20 protein-coding genes and 2 pseudogenes are annotated in these 16,881 nt (G+C 37.6%); 9 read left to right on the top strand and 13 right to left on the bottom strand.

Annotation, left to right across the window (positions count from 1 at the left end; translation table 11 throughout):
• Positions 1-47: 47 nt before the first annotated feature.
• On the top strand, positions 48-761 hold the full coding sequence (locus NST91_RS05195) for a DUF4181 domain-containing protein (RefSeq protein ID WP_341330294.1): 714 nt from the start codon (positions 48-50) through the stop codon (positions 759-761).
• A 31-nt stretch (positions 762-792) separates the two neighbouring features.
• Here the strand turns inward: NST91_RS05195 and NST91_RS05190 are convergent, their stop codons facing one another.
• A complete protein-coding gene (locus NST91_RS05190) occupies positions 793-930 on the bottom strand; it encodes a hypothetical protein (RefSeq protein ID WP_165918152.1) in 138 nt (45 codons plus the stop codon).
• A 90-nt stretch (positions 931-1,020) separates the two neighbouring features.
• Between NST91_RS05190 and NST91_RS05185 the strand changes: the two genes are divergently transcribed.
• On the top strand, positions 1,021-2,040 hold the full coding sequence (locus NST91_RS05185) for a DUF2332 domain-containing protein (RefSeq protein WP_341330293.1): 1,020 nt from the start codon (positions 1,021-1,023) through the stop codon (positions 2,038-2,040).
• Between the two features lie 42 nt (positions 2,041-2,082).
• Here NST91_RS05185 and NST91_RS05180 read toward each other — a convergent pair whose 3' ends face one another.
• Entirely contained in the window at positions 2,083-2,271 is a 189-nt protein-coding gene (locus NST91_RS05180) for a hypothetical protein (RefSeq protein WP_341330292.1), read from the bottom strand.
• A gap of 141 nt (positions 2,272-2,412) precedes the next feature.
• On the opposite strand from NST91_RS05180, the gene NST91_RS05175 reads away from it, so the two are divergent.
• Positions 2,413-3,351: a hypothetical protein gene (locus NST91_RS05175; RefSeq protein ID WP_341330291.1), complete on the top strand. Its 939-nt coding sequence runs from the start codon at positions 2,413-2,415 to the stop codon at positions 3,349-3,351.
• Positions 3,341-3,928 (top strand): hypothetical protein, encoded by a 588-nt coding sequence (locus NST91_RS05170; protein ID WP_341330290.1) that lies wholly within the window; start codon positions 3,341-3,343, stop codon positions 3,926-3,928. The genes NST91_RS05175 and NST91_RS05170 overlap by 11 nt, the downstream gene beginning before the upstream one ends.
• A 25-nt stretch (positions 3,929-3,953) precedes the next feature.
• On the opposite strand, the gene NST91_RS05165 is transcribed toward NST91_RS05170, so the two are convergent.
• The 4 genes from NST91_RS05165 to NST91_RS05150 all read right to left on the bottom strand — a co-directional run bounded on the left by NST91_RS05165 (position 3,954) and on the right by NST91_RS05150 (position 7,020).
• Positions 3,954-4,967: a S66 family peptidase gene (locus NST91_RS05165; protein WP_341330289.1), complete on the bottom strand. Its 1,014-nt coding sequence runs from the start codon at positions 4,965-4,967 to the stop codon at positions 3,954-3,956.
• A 44-nt stretch (positions 4,968-5,011) separates the two neighbouring features.
• Positions 5,012-5,356: a VOC family protein gene (locus NST91_RS05160; protein WP_341330288.1), complete on the bottom strand. Its 345-nt coding sequence runs from the start codon at positions 5,354-5,356 to the stop codon at positions 5,012-5,014.
• A gap of 13 nt (positions 5,357-5,369) precedes the next feature.
• Positions 5,370-6,173 (bottom strand): GNAT family N-acetyltransferase, encoded by an 804-nt coding sequence (locus NST91_RS05155; protein WP_341330287.1) that lies wholly within the window; start codon positions 6,171-6,173, stop codon positions 5,370-5,372.
• A gap of 73 nt (positions 6,174-6,246) precedes the next feature.
• Positions 6,247-7,020 (bottom strand): class I SAM-dependent methyltransferase, encoded by a 774-nt coding sequence (locus NST91_RS05150; protein WP_341330286.1) that lies wholly within the window; start codon positions 7,018-7,020, stop codon positions 6,247-6,249.
• Positions 7,021-7,169: 149 nt separating this feature from the next.
• Between NST91_RS05150 and NST91_RS05145 the strand changes: the two genes are divergently transcribed.
• From NST91_RS05145 to spoIIP, 3 genes are all read left to right on the top strand, one after another.
• The gene (locus NST91_RS05145; protein ID WP_341330285.1) at positions 7,170-8,036 is read left to right on the top strand and encodes a YitT family protein; all 867 of its coding nucleotides are present in this window, start codon (positions 7,170-7,172) and stop codon (positions 8,034-8,036) included.
• 111 nt (positions 8,037-8,147) lie between these two features.
• A complete protein-coding gene (locus tag NST91_RS05140) occupies positions 8,148-8,525 on the top strand; it encodes a VOC family protein (RefSeq protein WP_341330284.1) in 378 nt (125 codons plus the stop codon).
• A gap of 132 nt (positions 8,526-8,657) precedes the next feature.
• The gene (gene spoIIP / locus NST91_RS05135) at positions 8,658-9,809 is read left to right on the top strand and encodes a stage II sporulation protein P (protein ID WP_341330283.1); all 1,152 of its coding nucleotides are present in this window, start codon (positions 8,658-8,660) and stop codon (positions 9,807-9,809) included.
• 273 nt (positions 9,810-10,082) lie between these two features.
• Here spoIIP and NST91_RS05130 read toward each other — a convergent pair whose 3' ends face one another.
• The 5 genes from NST91_RS05130 to NST91_RS05110 all read right to left on the bottom strand — a co-directional run bounded on the left by NST91_RS05130 (position 10,083) and on the right by NST91_RS05110 (position 14,250).
• Positions 10,083-10,721 (bottom strand): pyridoxamine 5'-phosphate oxidase family protein, encoded by a 639-nt coding sequence (locus NST91_RS05130; RefSeq protein WP_445724480.1) that lies wholly within the window; start codon positions 10,719-10,721, stop codon positions 10,083-10,085.
• A gap of 51 nt (positions 10,722-10,772) precedes the next feature.
• A complete protein-coding gene (locus NST91_RS05125; protein WP_341330281.1) occupies positions 10,773-12,035 on the bottom strand; it encodes an MFS transporter in 1,263 nt (420 codons plus the stop codon).
• Positions 12,036-12,068: 33 nt separating this feature from the next.
• The gene (locus tag NST91_RS05120; RefSeq protein ID WP_341330280.1) at positions 12,069-12,452 is read right to left on the bottom strand and encodes a VOC family protein; all 384 of its coding nucleotides are present in this window, start codon (positions 12,450-12,452) and stop codon (positions 12,069-12,071) included.
• A gap of 407 nt (positions 12,453-12,859) precedes the next feature.
• Positions 12,860-13,714: an AraC family transcriptional regulator gene (locus NST91_RS05115; RefSeq protein ID WP_341330279.1), complete on the bottom strand. Its 855-nt coding sequence runs from the start codon at positions 13,712-13,714 to the stop codon at positions 12,860-12,862.
• A 23-nt stretch (positions 13,715-13,737) separates the two neighbouring features.
• Entirely contained in the window at positions 13,738-14,250 is a 513-nt protein-coding gene (locus NST91_RS05110; protein ID WP_341330278.1) for an NUDIX hydrolase, read from the bottom strand.
• Between the two features lie 414 nt (positions 14,251-14,664).
• On the opposite strand from NST91_RS05110, the pseudogene NST91_RS05105 reads away from it, so the two are divergent.
• Both NST91_RS05105 and NST91_RS05100 read left to right on the top strand, forming a co-directional pair.
• Positions 14,665-14,882: pseudogene (locus NST91_RS05105) on the top strand (IS1595 family transposase); the annotation flags it as partial.
• 11 nt (positions 14,883-14,893) lie between these two features.
• A complete protein-coding gene (locus NST91_RS05100; protein WP_341330277.1) occupies positions 14,894-15,295 on the top strand; it encodes a hypothetical protein in 402 nt (133 codons plus the stop codon).
• A gap of 397 nt (positions 15,296-15,692) precedes the next feature.
• Here the strand turns inward: NST91_RS05100 and NST91_RS05095 are convergent.
• Positions 15,693-16,172 (bottom strand): annotated as a pseudogene (locus tag NST91_RS05095) (DUF3231 family protein); the annotation flags it as partial.
• A 27-nt stretch (positions 16,173-16,199) separates the two neighbouring features.
• Positions 16,200-16,700 (bottom strand): DUF3231 family protein, encoded by a 501-nt coding sequence (locus NST91_RS05090; protein ID WP_341330276.1) that lies wholly within the window; start codon positions 16,698-16,700, stop codon positions 16,200-16,202.
• Positions 16,701-16,881: the final 181 nt, after the last annotated feature.

The raw sequence follows: 16,881 nt of genomic DNA, 5'->3' as shown, positions 1-16,881 counted from the left end.
TATTTTTCCAATAATCAGTATAATCAAAGTAAGACTGGGGGGATTTAATGGGTTTCGTTTTTTTATTTATGTTTTTCCTGCTGTCTATAATCGATAGTGTTATAGGAAAACGATTAGAACCAGGGTATAATTTGGCCGAATCAGACGGGCGAGTAAAATTCCGGATAGGCGGCATCCTTATCGTCATCTTATTTTTGGGAAGTGCCTATACATTATTTGATATTGATAATGTTAACCATACAAAATGGCTTCTCATCTCTTTTATGTTTTCTTTTTGGGGTTTTCAGTCATTCATGGAATGGAAATATGTTGAGGGAAAGAAGTACAAATTGTCTCTTGTTTTAATGGTTGTTTCTGTTATTGCTACTTTTGGAATCTTTTTTACTTATGAAAAAATCACGAAAACTACTTATGGTGAGGAAGTTAGTAAATACATTGGGGAAACGGAGAAAATCGATAAAATTGAAGTAACTGCAATGACATTTGTTCAAAAGAAGGGCTACATGAACAATAAAGCTACCATCACCGATCAATCATTGATACACAGATTCATTACCGAGCCTTCTGATATGAACCTTATGAAAACAAGATTTGGATCTGGATTGGGTTATTTCGTGACAGCCTATATTGGTAAAGATGCTTACAGTTTAGTTATTACTGAAAGTGAGTTGCAAATCGAAGACAAAAGCTATGTAATTAAGGGTGAAAACAAGTTATTAAGCCTAATAGAGAACGGTCAATTGGAGTGGGTAGAGGAATAATGGGAAATAAATACCCCCCCTAAGGGATACCTTAAGAGGTTTTTAATAAAGATTCAATTTCTTCTTCAGTTACAAACTTCCATTTAATATCTTTCCATATATCCTTATCCATTGCTTCTATAAGTAAGTCGATTTCATTATACGTAAACTTTATTGTTTGTTCCTTCATGTAATCCACCAAACCTTTCTTAATATAATTCGCTTGAGCTTATCTTGGTTTGAGGGTCAAGTTAAAAAAATTTTCAGGAGGAGAAAAATAGTGAATAACACTCAGTCTATTAAGTTTCGAAACTTCGCCAACACCGAGTGTAAGGGTTCAAGTAGCTTGTATGAATTTCTTTCATTACAAATTGCCGACGATGATGAACTCCTAGAGTTGGCTACTCATGCACGTAGTGGTCAGCCTTCATCTAATTTGTTGTTTGGTGCTGTTCATTACCTTTTATTAAAAGGAAATGATCACAGTCTACGATATTTTTATCCAAGTATGACGAAGCATCCCCGAAAAGTAGATGAATCCTTTTTACCTTTTAAAGAGTTTTGCAATCAATATTCTAATGAAATCATCCCGCTTTTACAGGAAAAATTGGTTCAGACAAATGAAGTAAGACGATGTTCCTATCTTTTTCCGGCCTTTCAATATATTTATAATATCACGAAAAAGCCGCTAGCATTGATTGAAATTGGGACCAGTGCCGGCCTGCAGCTGCTATGGGATCAGTATAGTTACTCGTATGGGACGGGTGTAGCTTACGGAAACAGAGAATCAACTTTACATATAACAGCTGAGATAAAAGGAGATAATGCTCCTAATCTACAAGACTATATTCCTCCAGTAGCTTCTCGTATTGGCATTGACCTCCATCCAATTGATTTAAAAGATGATGACAATGTCCTTTGGTTAAAAGCCCTCATTTGGCCGGAACATCATGAAAGACGGGAGTTATTTGAAAAAGCTGCAAAAATAGTTAAGGCGAACGAAATACGATTGATTAAAGGGAATGGTGTTGAAATGCTTGATGAACTTTCTAAAGAAGTTTCAAGCGAATATGCGATTTGTGTGTTTCACACCCATGTGGCTAACCAAATGCCTGCAGGAGTGAGGAATAGATTGCTAGAGAAGGTTAAGCAGATCGGATCCGAATGTGAGATTTTTCATCTATATAACAATATAAAAGACCGCGACCTTCATCTAGATTATTCTTTTGATGGGAAAGAGTATAAACATGTTGTTGGTCAAACAGAAGGGCATGGAAAATGGTTTACGTGGGGGTTGTAAAAGGCATTTGGATAACTCCTATGCCTTTTAAACGAAAGGTGTCTATATAAAAATCTTCACGATAATCGGAAGCAAAAGTGTAACTACTAAAGATTGTATGAACGTTAACATAATATCCTTCTTCCATGGATTACTCTTTGGGTAACGGTTGTTAATACGTTGAAAAACTAGAAAGATCACCCACCAGAATAATGCTACATAGATGAAATCAAGAACATTATCATAATACAATCGAAACTCCTCCCTCCGTACCTATTAGATATCTGTTACCTCTATTATCGCATTATTTCAAGAAAATTGAAATAAATAAAAATATTACCAAACCTTGATGGTAAAATAGTTTTAGAGAATTATATAATTGGGGGTTTTTGTTTGAAGGAAAAAATATTCTGGGTCAGTATATTGGTCATTATCCTTAGCTATATCGGCAATTATTTGTATTTCCAATCTAAACAGCTGGATGCCCCACTATTTTTGGAGCATTATTATGAACTCACTATGAACGATGAAGATGAGACAATGCTCACATTTTATTACGTAACCAATAAGTCGGACTCTTCATCAATTGATCATGTACAAATTGATGGAATTGAGGCATATGCGAGCTCGAATATGGATTTTATATGGGGGTCGCAGGAACCTCAGTTTGAACAAGAGTATACACATCATTATTTAAAAGCACTTAATGTTACGTTTCCCATGGATTTCGAAGGTGAAGGTCCTTTATCGTTTTCAGAAATGGAGGTCCATCTTTCCAATGGAAAATCCCTTTTGGCTGATATTGGAGAAGTCATTCTTCATAAAAATTCGGAATACCCCAATGTGTTAGAGACACAAATAAGTTCAAGTAGTAATCAGCATCGAGAGGAGAAATCGATTGTTGCTTTAGAACCAGTCAACATTGAGGAAATTGAGATTCCTTTTAAAGAGGAATTGTCAGATGACATTTTTATTAAAGTTGACCTTGAACAGGATAAATTGAGTGAACTCGAAAAACTCAAGACTGGTGCGAATCCTCCAAAATGGTTCGATGAAGACCGCGAAAAGGAATGGGATGACTTACCAGGTGTCACCCCTAATGATGATTTACTTCCATTTGCTTTGGAACAAAAAGAATGGGTCCGCTTCTTCATACAATTCAATCCGGCAAGGTATAGTTTCTTTCAATTCAGCATCAAACTCAACGGAAAAACAGAATCGGGTGATGAGTTTGTGAGGGAGCTACCAATCATAGATCACCCTGAGTTAGATCAAAAGGCGATCAACGAAATCATCGAGGAAAAGAGGCTGGTGAGAGCGAATGAAAATTAATTTTAAGCAAATGTTCTGGGGCTTCGTTTTTATTCTATTGGAGATCCATTTGATTTACGTTGATATTTTGCCAGAGCCAATCGGGTATTATCTCATTTTCGCAAGCCTAGTCGGGGTTCCTTCAGAAAGCAGATCCGGCAATCTATTGAAAAAGCTTTTGATCGTGCTTATACTCATTAGTATTCCAACTGTGTTTATCCAACAAAATGTGAATGGGAATGAAGTAGGATCTTTTGTCGGCATACCTATCTGGGATACCTATACCTTTTCACTAGAAATTTTCAAGTTGGTCATTGTATTCCTTGTTTTTCAGTTAATAATGACAGTTGTCTCTGCTCTAGGGGATGAAGTTTTAATAAGTAGAAGCTCACAAACGTTTAAAATTTATATGACTGTTATGCTATTTATCACACTCATCCATACATTTGCGATGAACTTTTCACGAGACATTATATTGGGTTACCTATTCTTTACGATCCCTTTAGGTCTCTTCATGGAAATCATGTTTCTTGTACTTTTGAGAAAATTGCATAAGCATAAGGAACTTCAAGGATTGGATTTCAACAAAGATGGATAAAACGCTTGGTTCTGTACCAAGCGTTTCACTTAAACGTCTGTAAAACAGTTCCTTTTCCGTTTACTACTTCAATTTCGGCATATGCTCCATTAATAAATGTAATTTGTGGTGGAACATGGCCACAATCGATATCATATATAATCGGAATCTTTAGTTCCTCTGTGAGTTCTTGATAGATATCCTCTACAGTATAATCTTCAACTGGATTATTTGCTGGACTTCTGCCAAACATAATGCCTTCACAATTTTCAAACCACCCCGCTAGCTTCATTTGCACGAGGGATCGACGCAAATCGGTTGTTACAAGCTCGCAATTTTCGAAATACCAGACCACGGAATCACCATCAAGAAAGTCTTTATTAAATTTCCTAACATCTCCATATGGGGTACCTATTAAATGTCTAACGATATCAATACAGCCACCAAGTATTCTTCCCTTTATAGTTACTACACCTTTTCCTGTTGTTTTCCAGTAGGTCGGTTCGGTTAGATGAAAAATGTGAGGTGTTGGATTATCATGCTGCCATTCCTTTTGGTATTTTTCTGATGAATATTGGATGACTGATTCTCCCTTCTTTGTGGATAAGACGGTTTGCCACATTGCTGTCGTCGGGTCCGAATCCTTTCCTCTTAAATCTATTAAGTTTGTTCCATGTGCAGTTGCCAAACCTGTTTTCAATGTTATAGCCAGTAGTAACCCACTTATATCTGAGTAACCTAGGATCCATTTGTTTCTGAAATTGTCAAAGTCGAGATGTTCAAGAATTTCAATAAGTAATTCACCACCCCAGGGTGGAATAATCAGATCGATTTCTTCACTGCCCATCATTTCGTTAAACTCGTCTGCACGCTCTATTCCTGGTGCAGACCTTGCTTTTTCCTGTGTCCAAACAGTTTCACCACAAATGATAGTAAACCCCTTCTGCTCCAAACGAGTAATGGCAGATCCAATAAGATCATGAAGCTCTGTTTCTACCCCCGATGACGGTGCCGTTACCCCTATAGTTGCTCCACTCATTAATAGAGGATAATTTATCACCCGAAGTCCCCCATTCAATTCGATATCGTTTTACATTTTTCCTATTACTTTCTTTCTATTAATCCAAAACCAACTCCGGTTGGATCGACTAAATACGCCAAGAAGAAATCATCAAACTCCATTTTTTCACGGACAATCATTGCACCGTTGTCTACAGCTTTCACAATTGTATCCTTTATCGAATCAACTTCAATTTGGATTCTCGTTCCATGTGGATAATCATGCGGGCCTTTGCTAATCCCACCTTGAATGTCTACTAGACCTGATCTTTTAACAGGCCAAAACCCCCAATTTGGTTCTTCAAATTCCCAACCGAAAACCGTTGAATAGAATTTCACTGCTTTTTCAGGGTCCTGGCTGGTGATTTCAAAACCTACTATTCGTGCCATCGAAACCTCTCCTTTATTTCATTATCCAAATAGCCTTTGTATAACCTATGTGCATACCTGCTCGTTCCATGTTGTTTTGACTGACTGAGCCAAATTTTGCCTGACTTACAATTAAACTGCATCCTTTTTCCAGTGCTTTTTGCATCCGCTTCTTAATTAATGCTGTTTGTATACCATGATTACGAAATTCTGGCAAGGTCGTTGCGGCTGCAAGAGTTCCAATGCTATTGTGTGTATATAAAACTCCTATACCCACTGGTTCATCCTCAATATTTGCAAGATAGAATGTCCAATTTTCATTGTCGTAAAGTATTTTGTTATTCTGTGCGACCCCATCTTTTAAAAATGCCGGCATACCAAAGCCCTTCGTGTAAATTTCGGCGAACAAATCAAATTCATGATGTTCTAACTCGCGAACATTGATTTTAGAATGAGTGTCCGTATCTTCATGTGAAGGATGTTCTGAGTAAAGAGTTGCGTGAAAATCGTATTGATATAAGCCCTTGTTGCTAAGGAACATAAGGAAATCCGAAGAAACATGTCCCGGCGTTAGTTCTAATCGAACAGGAATATTCTTCTGATTGTAAAAATGAATGATTTCATCTACGTATTTCTCATCACCATCAGATAAACCCTTTACCGTGTTGAACGATGGCCCTGGAATGTTCTTAACAGAAAAGGCCTTTGCACTTCCAAAGTGTTTCACTTCTACGCCCATCGGATTTCCTTCGATCACTTGTATAGCTGTTAGTCTAGAGTGCAATACCTCTATTTCAGCGGTTTCTATGGTTTGGGCAAATTGCTTGGTTACGACCACTTCTCCACTTCCTTTTTTGATGAACTTATAAAGCTACTAATGTGATGGATGCCAGCCCTGTGATTATTTCCATTCATTCCGACACCTTTCTGCAGACATAAATCATTTGTTGGCTATCTTTCGTTATTGGCGATTCATCCCAATCTTTGTAAACACCTAGAATCTCAAATCTATTTTGTTTGAGTAAACGATCCATCTCTTGCGGATAAACATAACGCAATTTGATATTCGTTTTCTGTTCTCCAACTGTTTTACCACTGTCATCTTTTTGTCGTCTAATCGTTATATAGTGTTGCACTTGCTGAAGCGTGTCATAATTACTAATCGTGTAGACATCTACCGTTTTCCCTGTTTCATCCTTATAGCTTCGCCAATATTCCTCAGTAGGTGGTTGAAGCAATTCATCCAGACTTGGGAACCTCGTGCCGAAGATGAAAATCCCCTCTACTTCGAGGTGATTGTGAACGGAAGTTAGAAGCTGATCCTGCTCTTCATTCGTAAGGAAATGCTGAAAAGAGTTTCCTACGATAAAAATGAGTGGACTTTTCACACCTAATTGGAGATTCGTGCAGTCTTGCTCAATCCACTCAATGTTTAGGTTTGCATGTTCTGTTTTCTTGTTTGCTTGAGAAAGCATGCCATGATGTATGTCTACCCCAATAAGAGAATGTCCCGCTTCTGCTAAGGGAATTGTTGCTCGACCTGTTCCACAAGCCAAATCAATCATTGGCCCGTTAACTTTTGCAGCCCATTTTTTTAAGAATTCCACATCATCTTGGAAAGGGTCATTTTCTCGGTCATAAAGGGCCGGATCTTTGTATTCCTCAAAATTATTGAATTGATTCATTTGTTCTCCTTTACTAAACTTATTAAATTTACTTATTATATTTTTCCACTTAAAGGTATTAATTTCCTTCAAAAATTGTAAGCATGTCCGTCATATGTGGTAATATTAATAAGTAAATTTTATTTTTAATAGTGAAAGGCTTGGTTTTTGTGGGTAAAACAAAGAAAAAACGGGTATTAACAGAAATTAAACAACTTATTATGATTACCATCGGGGCTCTCATCGCGGGCTTTGGGTTGGAACTCTTTTTAGTTCCAAATGATATTTTGGATGGTGGGGTTATCGGTCTGTCCATCATTGCGTCCAAGATATTTGGAGTTCCAATGAGTATCTTCCTTATTGTTTTAAATATTCCTTTCCTTTTTCTTGGGTATCGAAAAATGGGAATTAAATTTACTTTACATACGTTATATGGCGTTGTTGTATTATCCGCCTTTACTGCTTATTTGCATCATTTTGAACCTGTAACAAATGATCTATTTTTAGCAACGATTATTGGGGCGGTTATTTTAGGAACAGGTGTCGGATTGGTCATTCGGACTGGTGGGGCTTTAGATGGTACAGAAATTTTGGCCATCATCGTAAGTAGGAAACGACCCGTATCTGTTGGACAATTTGTGATGATTACGAACGTGTTTATTTTTATTCTTGCTGCTTTGCTCGTATTCAGTTGGGAAACAGCCATGTACTCAATAATTACATATTACATTGCTTTTAAAATGATTGACATTGTGGTTGAAGGCTTGGAAGAATTAAAATCAGTAACCATTATTTCTGATATGCCTGATGAGCTTGCTAATGAATTGAATAAAGTTTTGGGTCGTGGAATTACCTTTATTCATGGTGAAGGGGCCTACACAAATGAACCAAGGAAAATAATTTATACAATTGTTAGTCGGATCGAGCTCTCCACATTAAAGGAAATTTCTCATGAACTGGATCCAAGTGCATTGATTGCGATTGAAAATATCGCTGATGTGACGGGTAGTAATTTTGGAAACGGCGGCGGACATTAAGTAGTAAATGCAGAGGCTAGATGGCCTCTGTATTTTTTGTTATACAAGTATTTCGTTTTTACTTGCTGATTTGTTAACATTTAGATGACACTATAGAAATAGGTGATAATGATGATTAATAAAATTGGTAAAGTAACTGTTTATGTGGAAGATCAAGAACAAGCAAAGGATTTCTGGGTGAACAAACTTGGCTTTGTTTTAAAGTTTGAACAACCAATGGGACCCGAATTCTCTTGGATAGAAGTTGGTCCAAGTGAGAACGAGTTTACGACGTTGGTACTCTATGCGAAGGCAGCTATGAAGCAGCATGACCCATCAAAGGTTTCTCATCCATCGATTCTTTTCAGCACAACTGATATCGACTCTGCTTATGAAAATATGAACTCAAATGGAGTTAAAGTTGGGGAACTACAAAAAATGCCGTATGGCTCTATGTTCACCTTCTACGATCAAGATGGAAATGAGTATTTATTACGAGAAGATAAGTAAGAGAGTTTTGCCCTGGAAAGCATGGTCCGCCATGCTTTTTTCATTTGAACAAAATCGATCATAGGAAAATAGACATTCTATTTAGGTACAATTATTCATATATATGTCCAAAAGCAATAAAGGACGGATATCATGAAAAATTTAGGGTATGGGCAAATGTTGATTCCACGAGTCGCCCTTCTGTTTATCTTAACCGTACTCATTTGTTTTGCAGCCGCATCAAGCATATCCTCTATTAAAAAAGATTGGATGAGTTTTCGCGAAATCGATATTAACATTCGAACCTTTCCAACTGAGTTTTTTGTAAAATTACTTGAATCTGAAAATGCCTATTTCGGACAATCTTTAACCGTGGAACAAGAATCTTTCACAAAAACCTTAGTAGAATCAACCTTTCAATTTAATTATGGTGATTTGCGAAGCTTTTTCGGCCATGAACTACCCGGATTATCTTTGCATCATACCGAAATCCTGATATCTGGGGAGGGTACAGATTTCACCAATCTCCCATACGAATCGGCCCCACCTTTGGATGTCTTACTACAAGAAAGAGAAATGGCTCAAAAGGAACTGGATGAGTTTAATAAGGAAGATCCGAAAACTCCACCAGTCAACCTAGCCACGGATAACAAGGTGCTAATCTACCACTCTCACAGTTATGAATCCTACTTACCTCTTCTTGGACTTACTAGTGACCCGGACATGAATAAAGCGGTCGATTCTAAAACAAACATTACAGTTGTTGGCGAACTTCTAGGAAAAGAGTTAGAAAAATACGGAATTGGGGCAGTTGTCGATAAGACGAATATTGGGCAATTATTGAAGGAAAAAGGGTGGGACACGACTGAATCTTATGCAGTCTCGCGTGAGATTGTTCAATCGGCAATGGCTAGTGACTCCGATATCGACTTTCTAATCGATATTCATCGTGACAGTGTTCGAAAAGATGTAACAACTGTTACCATTAACAATAAACCATATGCGAGAGTATTTTTTGTGGTAGGAAAAGCGAGTCGAAATTTTGAACGAAGCTATGCCTTGGCCGAGGCTCTAGATAAATCTATCGAATCGCAGTTCCCAGGAATCAGCAGGGGTGTGATCGGAAAGGGACTGGACCAAGGAAATGGAGTGTACAATCAGGACTTAGCGGAAAACTCCATTCTCATCGAGGTCGGTGGCGTCGATAATGACATGAAAGAAATAAAAAACACAGTTGATGCGCTGGCAAAAGTAATCAGTGAACATATCCTCAATGCTGAGAAAGTGAATGCAACAAATGAATAAAGAGTTACTTTTTTGGCTTATTTGGTTGTTTGTCTCCACTTTGTTTTGCTTTTTTTACTTACCCTTTGGCTATACCCTTGCAGCATTTCTCACTGGTATTGTGATGTGTTGCAAAGCGTTGATTAAACTATTGGTTGTGGAGAAAGAAAAACAACGGGGGTAAAATACCCTAATCCCGCGCTGTAATAGAATTATTTGTCAAACAAGAATAGGTGCGTTTAACTTTATGGATTAACGCACCTATTTACGTACATCTTAATTCGTCCTACCAATCTAATAAAGTCTTTTCGAATAGCTTTCTTCAAGACTACTCTGGATTGATTCTTTTGTTGCATGAGGGAGTTTCGTGTGTTCAAGTAACATTTTTGCTGGAGATGGTAATTGCGTTTGATCCGGCCAAGAATCAGGCTTCCATAATCCTGAACGGATAAAGGCTTTGGCACAATGGATAAAGCACTCCTCTACCTCAACTCCTATGCCTATCAGTGGCTTTTTCCCATTAACGGCCATTTCCTCAAAGAGTTCATGGTCCTTGACCACCGTGGCTTTTCCATTCACTCTCATTGTTTCACCTAATCCTGGAATCATAAAAAGAAGACCTATCCTAGGATTCGTTAAAATATTTCGAAGTGAGTCCATTCTCTTATTCCCAGGTCTCTCGGGTATGAGTAAATACTTCCTGCTTAACACCTGAACAAAACCTGCATGATCCCCCCTTGGAGAGACGTCACAAAAGCCAGATTCATCAGACGTAGAAAGGACAAGAAATGGTGAGTTAGAAATGAACTCTACACAATTTTCATCAAGATAAGAAATAGCTTTTCTTTTGACTAACTCACTTGGAGTACCCATCATCGAGCGCAACTCTTCTTCTGTTTCAATTTTATGTAGAAATGGATTTCCTTTTTTCATTTTCATTACACCTTCTTTTTTTGTAGTAAAAAACCAGATACTCCTCTTCGTTTATTTACTAACCGTCACACTAGGGTCCTGGGGAATGATTGTGGCTTGTTTTTTTATGATTAATACAAACAGGGTTGCAACGATACATAGGACTCCTGCGGATAGAAACGTGATGGTGTAGCTATGGAAAACCTCGTAAAAATATCCACCTAAATATGCAGCTACTCCAGATCCGATTTGGTGGGCTGCAAACACCCAGCCATAAATAATCGGCCCATTTATTTTTCCGAAGAAGTCAGCTGCTAGTCGAACCGTTGGCGGAACCGTAGCAATCCAGTCCAATCCATAAAATACAGCAAAGGCGATAAGCATCACATACGACTGCATCTGAAGAGCATACGGCAACACGAGTAACGACAGTCCTCGAAGACCATAAAACCAAAATAAGAGCCAGCGGTTGTCGAATCGATCGGATAACCAGCCCGCAATCATCGTTCCAATTATATTAAAAACACCCATGAACGCGAAGATGCTCGCTGCGTGTACCTCGGGAATTCCATGGTGGGTTGAGGCTGGGATAAAATGTGTACCTAAAAGACCTGCAGTCGACAGGCCGCAAATGAAGAAACTACCTGACAGTAACCAAAACGGTACAGAGCGCATTCCAATCCATAGCACTTCAAAGGCAGAAGTGATTGGATTCTTTTTCGTTTCATTTTTCACTTCTTCCTTGGTTGCCCCATAAGGAAGAAGCCCCTTATCACGTGAATGATCCTTCATCCAAATAAAGATGATCGGGGTTATTAGGAGTCCGAGTCCGATAAATACAGTCATTCCTACTCTCCAGGAAAATTCCTCAGTTAAAAATGATAATAACGGTAAAAAGACCATTTGCCCCGCAGCGGTTGCAGCCATAAGGAGACCCAAAACCATTCCGCGCTTTTCTTCAAACCAAATCGTTGCGATATTTGCTGAAAGTACGGATAAAAAAACGCCCGAACCTATCCCAATAATGACTCCCCAAATGAGGTGAAGCTGCCAAATATGTGTCATGTACAAACTTGTAATTAATCCGATAACTAACAGGACCATCGAGTAGGCCATGATTTTTCGAACGCCTAATCTCTCAAGCCCAGCAGCAATGAACGGCCCTGAAATTCCATAGAGTATGAGATTAATAGCAAATGCAAATGAAATGGATGAACGGCTCCACTCAAACTCTTGCTCTAGCGGAATTAAAATAATACCTGTAATTGAGCGAATTCCAGCTGCTATCAATACCGCAACGAATGTAATCCAAACCACAACCCAGCCATAATGCATGGACAGCACTCCTTCTTGTTTTACAATGCAGGTTTAAAGATTCTCATAGATTTCAATTAAATTGCCTGCTGGGTCTCGAAAATGTGCAACCTTCAGCATCCAATCAACTTGTTCGTGTGGCTTCGTGATGAACTCAAGTTTATCCTTCATTTTTTCGTATGTATCCTCGACACTTTCCACTTTAAAAATCAATGCCGAATTGTCCTGATTTTCTACAAGTGGTACATATTCAGTACCGATCGCAGCCACCATTTGTTTTCTTTCAAAAAGACCTAACTTCGCTCCACCAATTCCAGTAAAATCAGCATAATTGGATTCTTCATCCCCCCATGAAACTTCAAAACCTAATGTGTCTCGGTAAAATAAGAAACATTCTTTATAGTTATCTACTAACAGACGAATATGTGTTATGTTCATTTCGTCCCTCCTTATTTAAACGTTTACTAGTTATATGTATTTTAGATATTTCCATTATATGTTTTTCCGAAATTTCTGTCTAATTGTATTTGGTTGTGGGCTAAAAGGCCGTTTCGAAAAATTTGGGTTAACAGCCATAAGTTTTAATTATTGGCTATAAATTCATTTTATTGGCCATAAATTTTATTTATTAGCCATATTTTTGGATTATCAGCCATAAGTGGTCGCGATGACATGTTTTTTCAGGAATCACTCACTTAATCAGGCCTATAACCTTTTGGTTACTGCCACTAATTCGGAAATACTGCCACTATTCCAAAAATACTGCCGCTAATCGCCAACTTACTGCCACTAGCGAAAATTACCCTACATTTAAAGCCCCAAGGAATCTCCTTGGGGCTCTCTCTTTACTTTACTGGTATCCAAATTTCTGAGTAGTAATTGGGGTCTGCTGCGTTTCCTTCTGGGTATAGTTCGAATTCAGCAGTCCCTGCATACGTATACCCGCTTGATGGAAACCATTCTGAGTAGATTTTTTTCCATGCGTCTTGCATCGCGTTTGGCATCGCGCCATGAACCTCAAATACGGCCCATTTTGAAGCTGGTAAGTCTAAAATGTCGTACTTTCCTGATGCGCCATCTCTGTTTTCCACTGCCACCCAATAATCGATTGCTCTGGTATTTGGCTCGCTAACACAAATACCTAATAATCCGTTCGTTTCGCCATTCATTAGTGGAATTAATGAATCGCAGGTACCATCGGAATTCACTTCATCCCATAATTTCGGGATCATCATAAGATGCTCATCATTCACACATGAAAACTGTCGTTTCACCCCAACTGCTTTAAATCCTTCCTTTTCTACAATTCGGTACTTCACTGGATCTGCTCCTTTCAGACTCACCTGAATGACCAGGCGGCTATATGATTGCAGCTTTCCAATCCCCTTTCTGACATCGCTTGGCGTTACACCGTGTTGTTTCCGAAAGGCTTTTGTGAAAGCCTCGGGAGTGTCATAGCAATATTTGTAGGCTAGATCAATAATCTTTGTGTCTGTTCTCGATAGTTCTTCAGCTGCTAATGTTAACCTGCGTCGGCGGAGGTAATCACCCACTGTAATGTCTGTTAGAATCGAAAATGTCCGTTGAAAATGAAACGGTGATGCATTTGCATGACTCGATATCTCCTCAATCGAGACATCATCAAGCAGATGATCCTCCATATAATCAATTGCGTTCTGTAATGATTCTAGCCAACTCATTTCCCTCACTCCTTACCTTCATTCTACTTGTCACACATTTTTCCATCCTGTCTTTTTGTGCTTTGTTGAGACAGATTTTTCATAAAAAAGCTTCTTGTATCTTCGTGAGTAAGTTTGTCGCCGACCTCTTTTTCCGGAATAAATTGAAGGTCTGCAATTTCTTTATCTACAGGAGCTAAGTCGCAATTGGCACCTGTGAATTCAACTAAAAACATCATGGTTTCCTGGCGATCATATCCGATTTTCTTTTTCATTTTTTCAGGGAACTCAAAGTGAATTTTTTCATCAAACTGCTTAATGATCAAAAAATCGGTCGAGCCTGTTTCTTCTTGCAATTCACGGAGGATTGCATCTCTTGGCGATACATCACTATCTTCGATTCCTCCTTTAACAAAATCCCACTCGCCATCTATTGTTTCTGTTCCTGTTTGTGTATTTATTTTTGTTTTATGTACAAGTAAAAAATAATTGTCTCTATAAACGATTGCTCCGACCGCTTGTCTAATCTTAAACATATTGCCATGTGTTTCTGACATTTTTCGCTTCCGCCCTTTTTAAAAATGATAAGATTTATATGTATTTCGATAATAAATACTAAAATCCTTTTAATAAATTTGAAACGTTTTGGATGTCTAGTTTCTCTAACTAACGAGGACAGGATTTGAATATTAGCAAACTGGTTGCGAAAGAAAAAAGGGGAATAATCGAGCTTTTGTAGTTACATTACCTTAAATAAAAAAGTCAGGCTATGGTTGTAACGGGTTCCGTTTTGAGGTGCAAACTAGATAAAACACATCCTATTTCTCCTCAAAAATTAAGGGGAAATTCGCAACAATAATCACATAAGAAAACGCTGTTGATTTTCAATATCAGCAGCGTTTTTTTCTGCCATTGGCTCAGATTTTCGGGTTCCTTATACTTTCTTTAATGAAAATAACAGGTCTAAAGCAAATGTAAATAGTCATCACAGTCGACTTAAAGGCAGGATAAACCGTTTTAATGGTATGGCTACAAAATACCTCGACCATTATTTGAGTTGGTTTCATTTCTTGATATCATCAAGCATCGTAATAATGACGAAACAGTTAGTAAAATGATAGTTGAAAGTTGTGTGTTCTCAACGAAAGTCACCTATGATAAATTTATATTATCAGATTTTTCCAATTAAGGAGTGATAAAATGGAACAAACATTATTACGAGACTTTAAGAGTTTTTTAGTAGAATATCGAAAATCTTGGAATAGTTCAGATGCAGAGAGAATGTCTGAACATCAATCAAATCAAATGAAAGTTAGATGGGCTAATCCTGATACGATTGTTTCAGATTGGACCTTTGATGAAGCTAAACAAGGCTGGGTTCAAGCATATAAGCTGTATCAAGGAAGAAGCCCTAAATGGATATTTAACGACATTCTAATAGAAATCAATAAACAACAAGAAGGTGTAGCTGTTTTTTGGGTTTATTTTGAAGTTGATGGGGAAATGACCGATGTAAAATTACTTTTTGTAGAAACATTTCGTAAAGAAAATAATGAATGGAAGAAAATAAGGGAATATGTTGAAAATAGTTTTAGCAATTAGTCCTTAATTTTATATTACTTAATTAAACTAATAGAGCTGTCATTTATACTGGGCATAGTATTTTACTATGGCTTTAGTCTGTTCTGATACATGCCAAGTAGATTTTTTTCTGTTTTTCCCTTTTGGTTGAATGAATTTCATTTTAATACCTCAATTCGCAGGCTATTTCACATCCATTTTCACTCAAATGTTCTAGGCGGACAATAAGTATTGTCACTCTAATGAAACTTTATGCGAACTACTAGGAGAATTTTCAATAATAGTACGATATACGTTAATTTATCAATAAAAATATAGGCGTGAATTCACGAGAGAATTCACGCCAAAAATCTATTGTGATTTTAATTTTTGCACCCCGAATTGGAACCCGTTACTATGGTTGCCTGACTTTTTCATTTTATCGTTCATCAAGAAGTGCTTTCCTGTCGACAGCATGTGGTGGTTTTTCAAACCAGTGTTCGTCGATCATGATATTTGCGCCATCTTCTGCGAATTTTCCTACATCGATAATGAACTTACCATACATCATCCCAAGGTCTCGTCTACCGTTTGTTGACATTGCGTTAGCATAAGACCGAATCTTCATTGAGAACATATCAATCTTATGGAAAACCATCAACTTGTCTGAAAAAGGAGGGATGGATGATGGTTCCACTAAATCATCAAGTAATGGATGCCCTGGTAGATTATTTTCATTTAATTTTTCCCTAGCATCTTTAATATGATTATGGGTAATTTCCACACCGCGTTGCATAAACTCTCTTACTTTTTTATGAGTGGCTACTTGGCTAAATCCAATCAATAACCCTTTACTCGCCACATTGTTTTCAAGATTATCTTGAAGGTGAGCAATTTCTAAAGCATGTAGCGGTCTAACGTCACCAAGGAATCCAGCTAGATAGTTCTATTTTTCGACAAAACTTACTTCCTTAGGGATTGGGATGATTGGTGGTTTTGTTAAAAAACCTTTATTCTCTAGAGTTTCATTTAGAGCAACTAAAAATTGAATTGTATTGTGGTCAATATTAAGAATAAGTTCTCTAACGTCTTTCCGTATCATCATAGGAATCGCAGTAGAGTAAAGGCTAAGCCCTGCCTTTGCAGTATACTTTAAATAATGAAGGTAAAATTCATCTACAAACAATCTAGGTGCCTCTAGGTTAACATCCTTTTTAACGTCGAATCCAATTGGTATTGGAAAATTATCTTTTTTGAATATCTCTGTAATTCCAGTTATTATTTTTTCGCTGAGGCCTTTTGCTTTTTTAAGAATCTCCATTATATCAGGGTCCTGGCAATGTTTTTGAAAATAGGTTAACACGCAAATGGCCATTGAGTTCCCCATGTAGACCGCCCATAGCTTACCCATTTCTGCCGAAGTAAGTTGCTCATTAGTTGGTTTCATTGCATAACTCCTCATCACTTTTTTTATATAGTATTTTCAAGCTGAGCGAATGTATTCAAAAATCAAAGGCTCTCAAATTTTTTTCGACAAAAATTCTTTCTATTTACTAAAGATGTTGTTGATTTCACTACTATTTCTAACAACAATTGCTTTCGATCGTAAAAGACAACGACAAAATCCA

This window comes from Ferdinandcohnia sp. FSL W7-1320, from assembly GCF_038050315.1.
Taxonomy (GTDB): Bacteria; Bacillota; Bacilli; order Bacillales; family Bacillaceae_L; genus Ferdinandcohnia; species Ferdinandcohnia aciditolerans.
Note: the sequence above shows the minus strand (reverse complement) of the source record. Positions and strands in the feature narration are given on the sequence as shown.

Coding starts and splice junctions, on each gene's coding strand:
- NST91_RS05195 (WP_341330294.1), top strand. CDS start 48: ATGGGTTTCGTTTTTTTATTTATGTTTTTCCTGCTGTCTATAATCGAT.
- NST91_RS05190 (WP_165918152.1), bottom strand. CDS start 930: ATGAAGGAACAAACAATAAAGTTTACGTATAATGAAATCGACTTACTT.
- NST91_RS05170 (WP_341330290.1), top strand. CDS start 3,341: ATGAAAATTAATTTTAAGCAAATGTTCTGGGGCTTCGTTTTTATTCTA.
- NST91_RS05160 (WP_341330288.1), bottom strand. CDS start 5,356: ATGGCACGAATAGTAGGTTTTGAAATCACCAGCCAGGACCCTGAAAAA.
- NST91_RS05150 (WP_341330286.1), bottom strand. CDS start 7,020: ATGAATCAATTCAATAATTTTGAGGAATACAAAGATCCGGCCCTTTAT.
- NST91_RS05140 (WP_341330284.1), top strand. CDS start 8,148: ATGATTAATAAAATTGGTAAAGTAACTGTTTATGTGGAAGATCAAGAA.
- spoIIP (WP_341330283.1), top strand. CDS start 8,658: ATGAAAAATTTAGGGTATGGGCAAATGTTGATTCCACGAGTCGCCCTT.
- NST91_RS05130 (WP_445724480.1), bottom strand. CDS start 10,721: ATGAAAAAAGGAAATCCATTTCTACATAAAATTGAAACAGAAGAAGAG.
- NST91_RS05125 (WP_341330281.1), bottom strand. CDS start 12,035: ATGCATTATGGCTGGGTTGTGGTTTGGATTACATTCGTTGCGGTATTG.
- NST91_RS05120 (WP_341330280.1), bottom strand. CDS start 12,452: ATGAACATAACACATATTCGTCTGTTAGTAGATAACTATAAAGAATGT.
- NST91_RS05115 (WP_341330279.1), bottom strand. CDS start 13,714: ATGAGTTGGCTAGAATCATTACAGAACGCAATTGATTATATGGAGGAT.
- NST91_RS05110 (WP_341330278.1), bottom strand. CDS start 14,250: ATGTCAGAAACACATGGCAATATGTTTAAGATTAGACAAGCGGTCGGA.
- NST91_RS05100 (WP_341330277.1), top strand. CDS start 14,894: ATGGAACAAACATTATTACGAGACTTTAAGAGTTTTTTAGTAGAATAT.
- NST91_RS05090 (WP_341330276.1), bottom strand. CDS start 16,700: ATGAAACCAACTAATGAGCAACTTACTTCGGCAGAAATGGGTAAGCTA.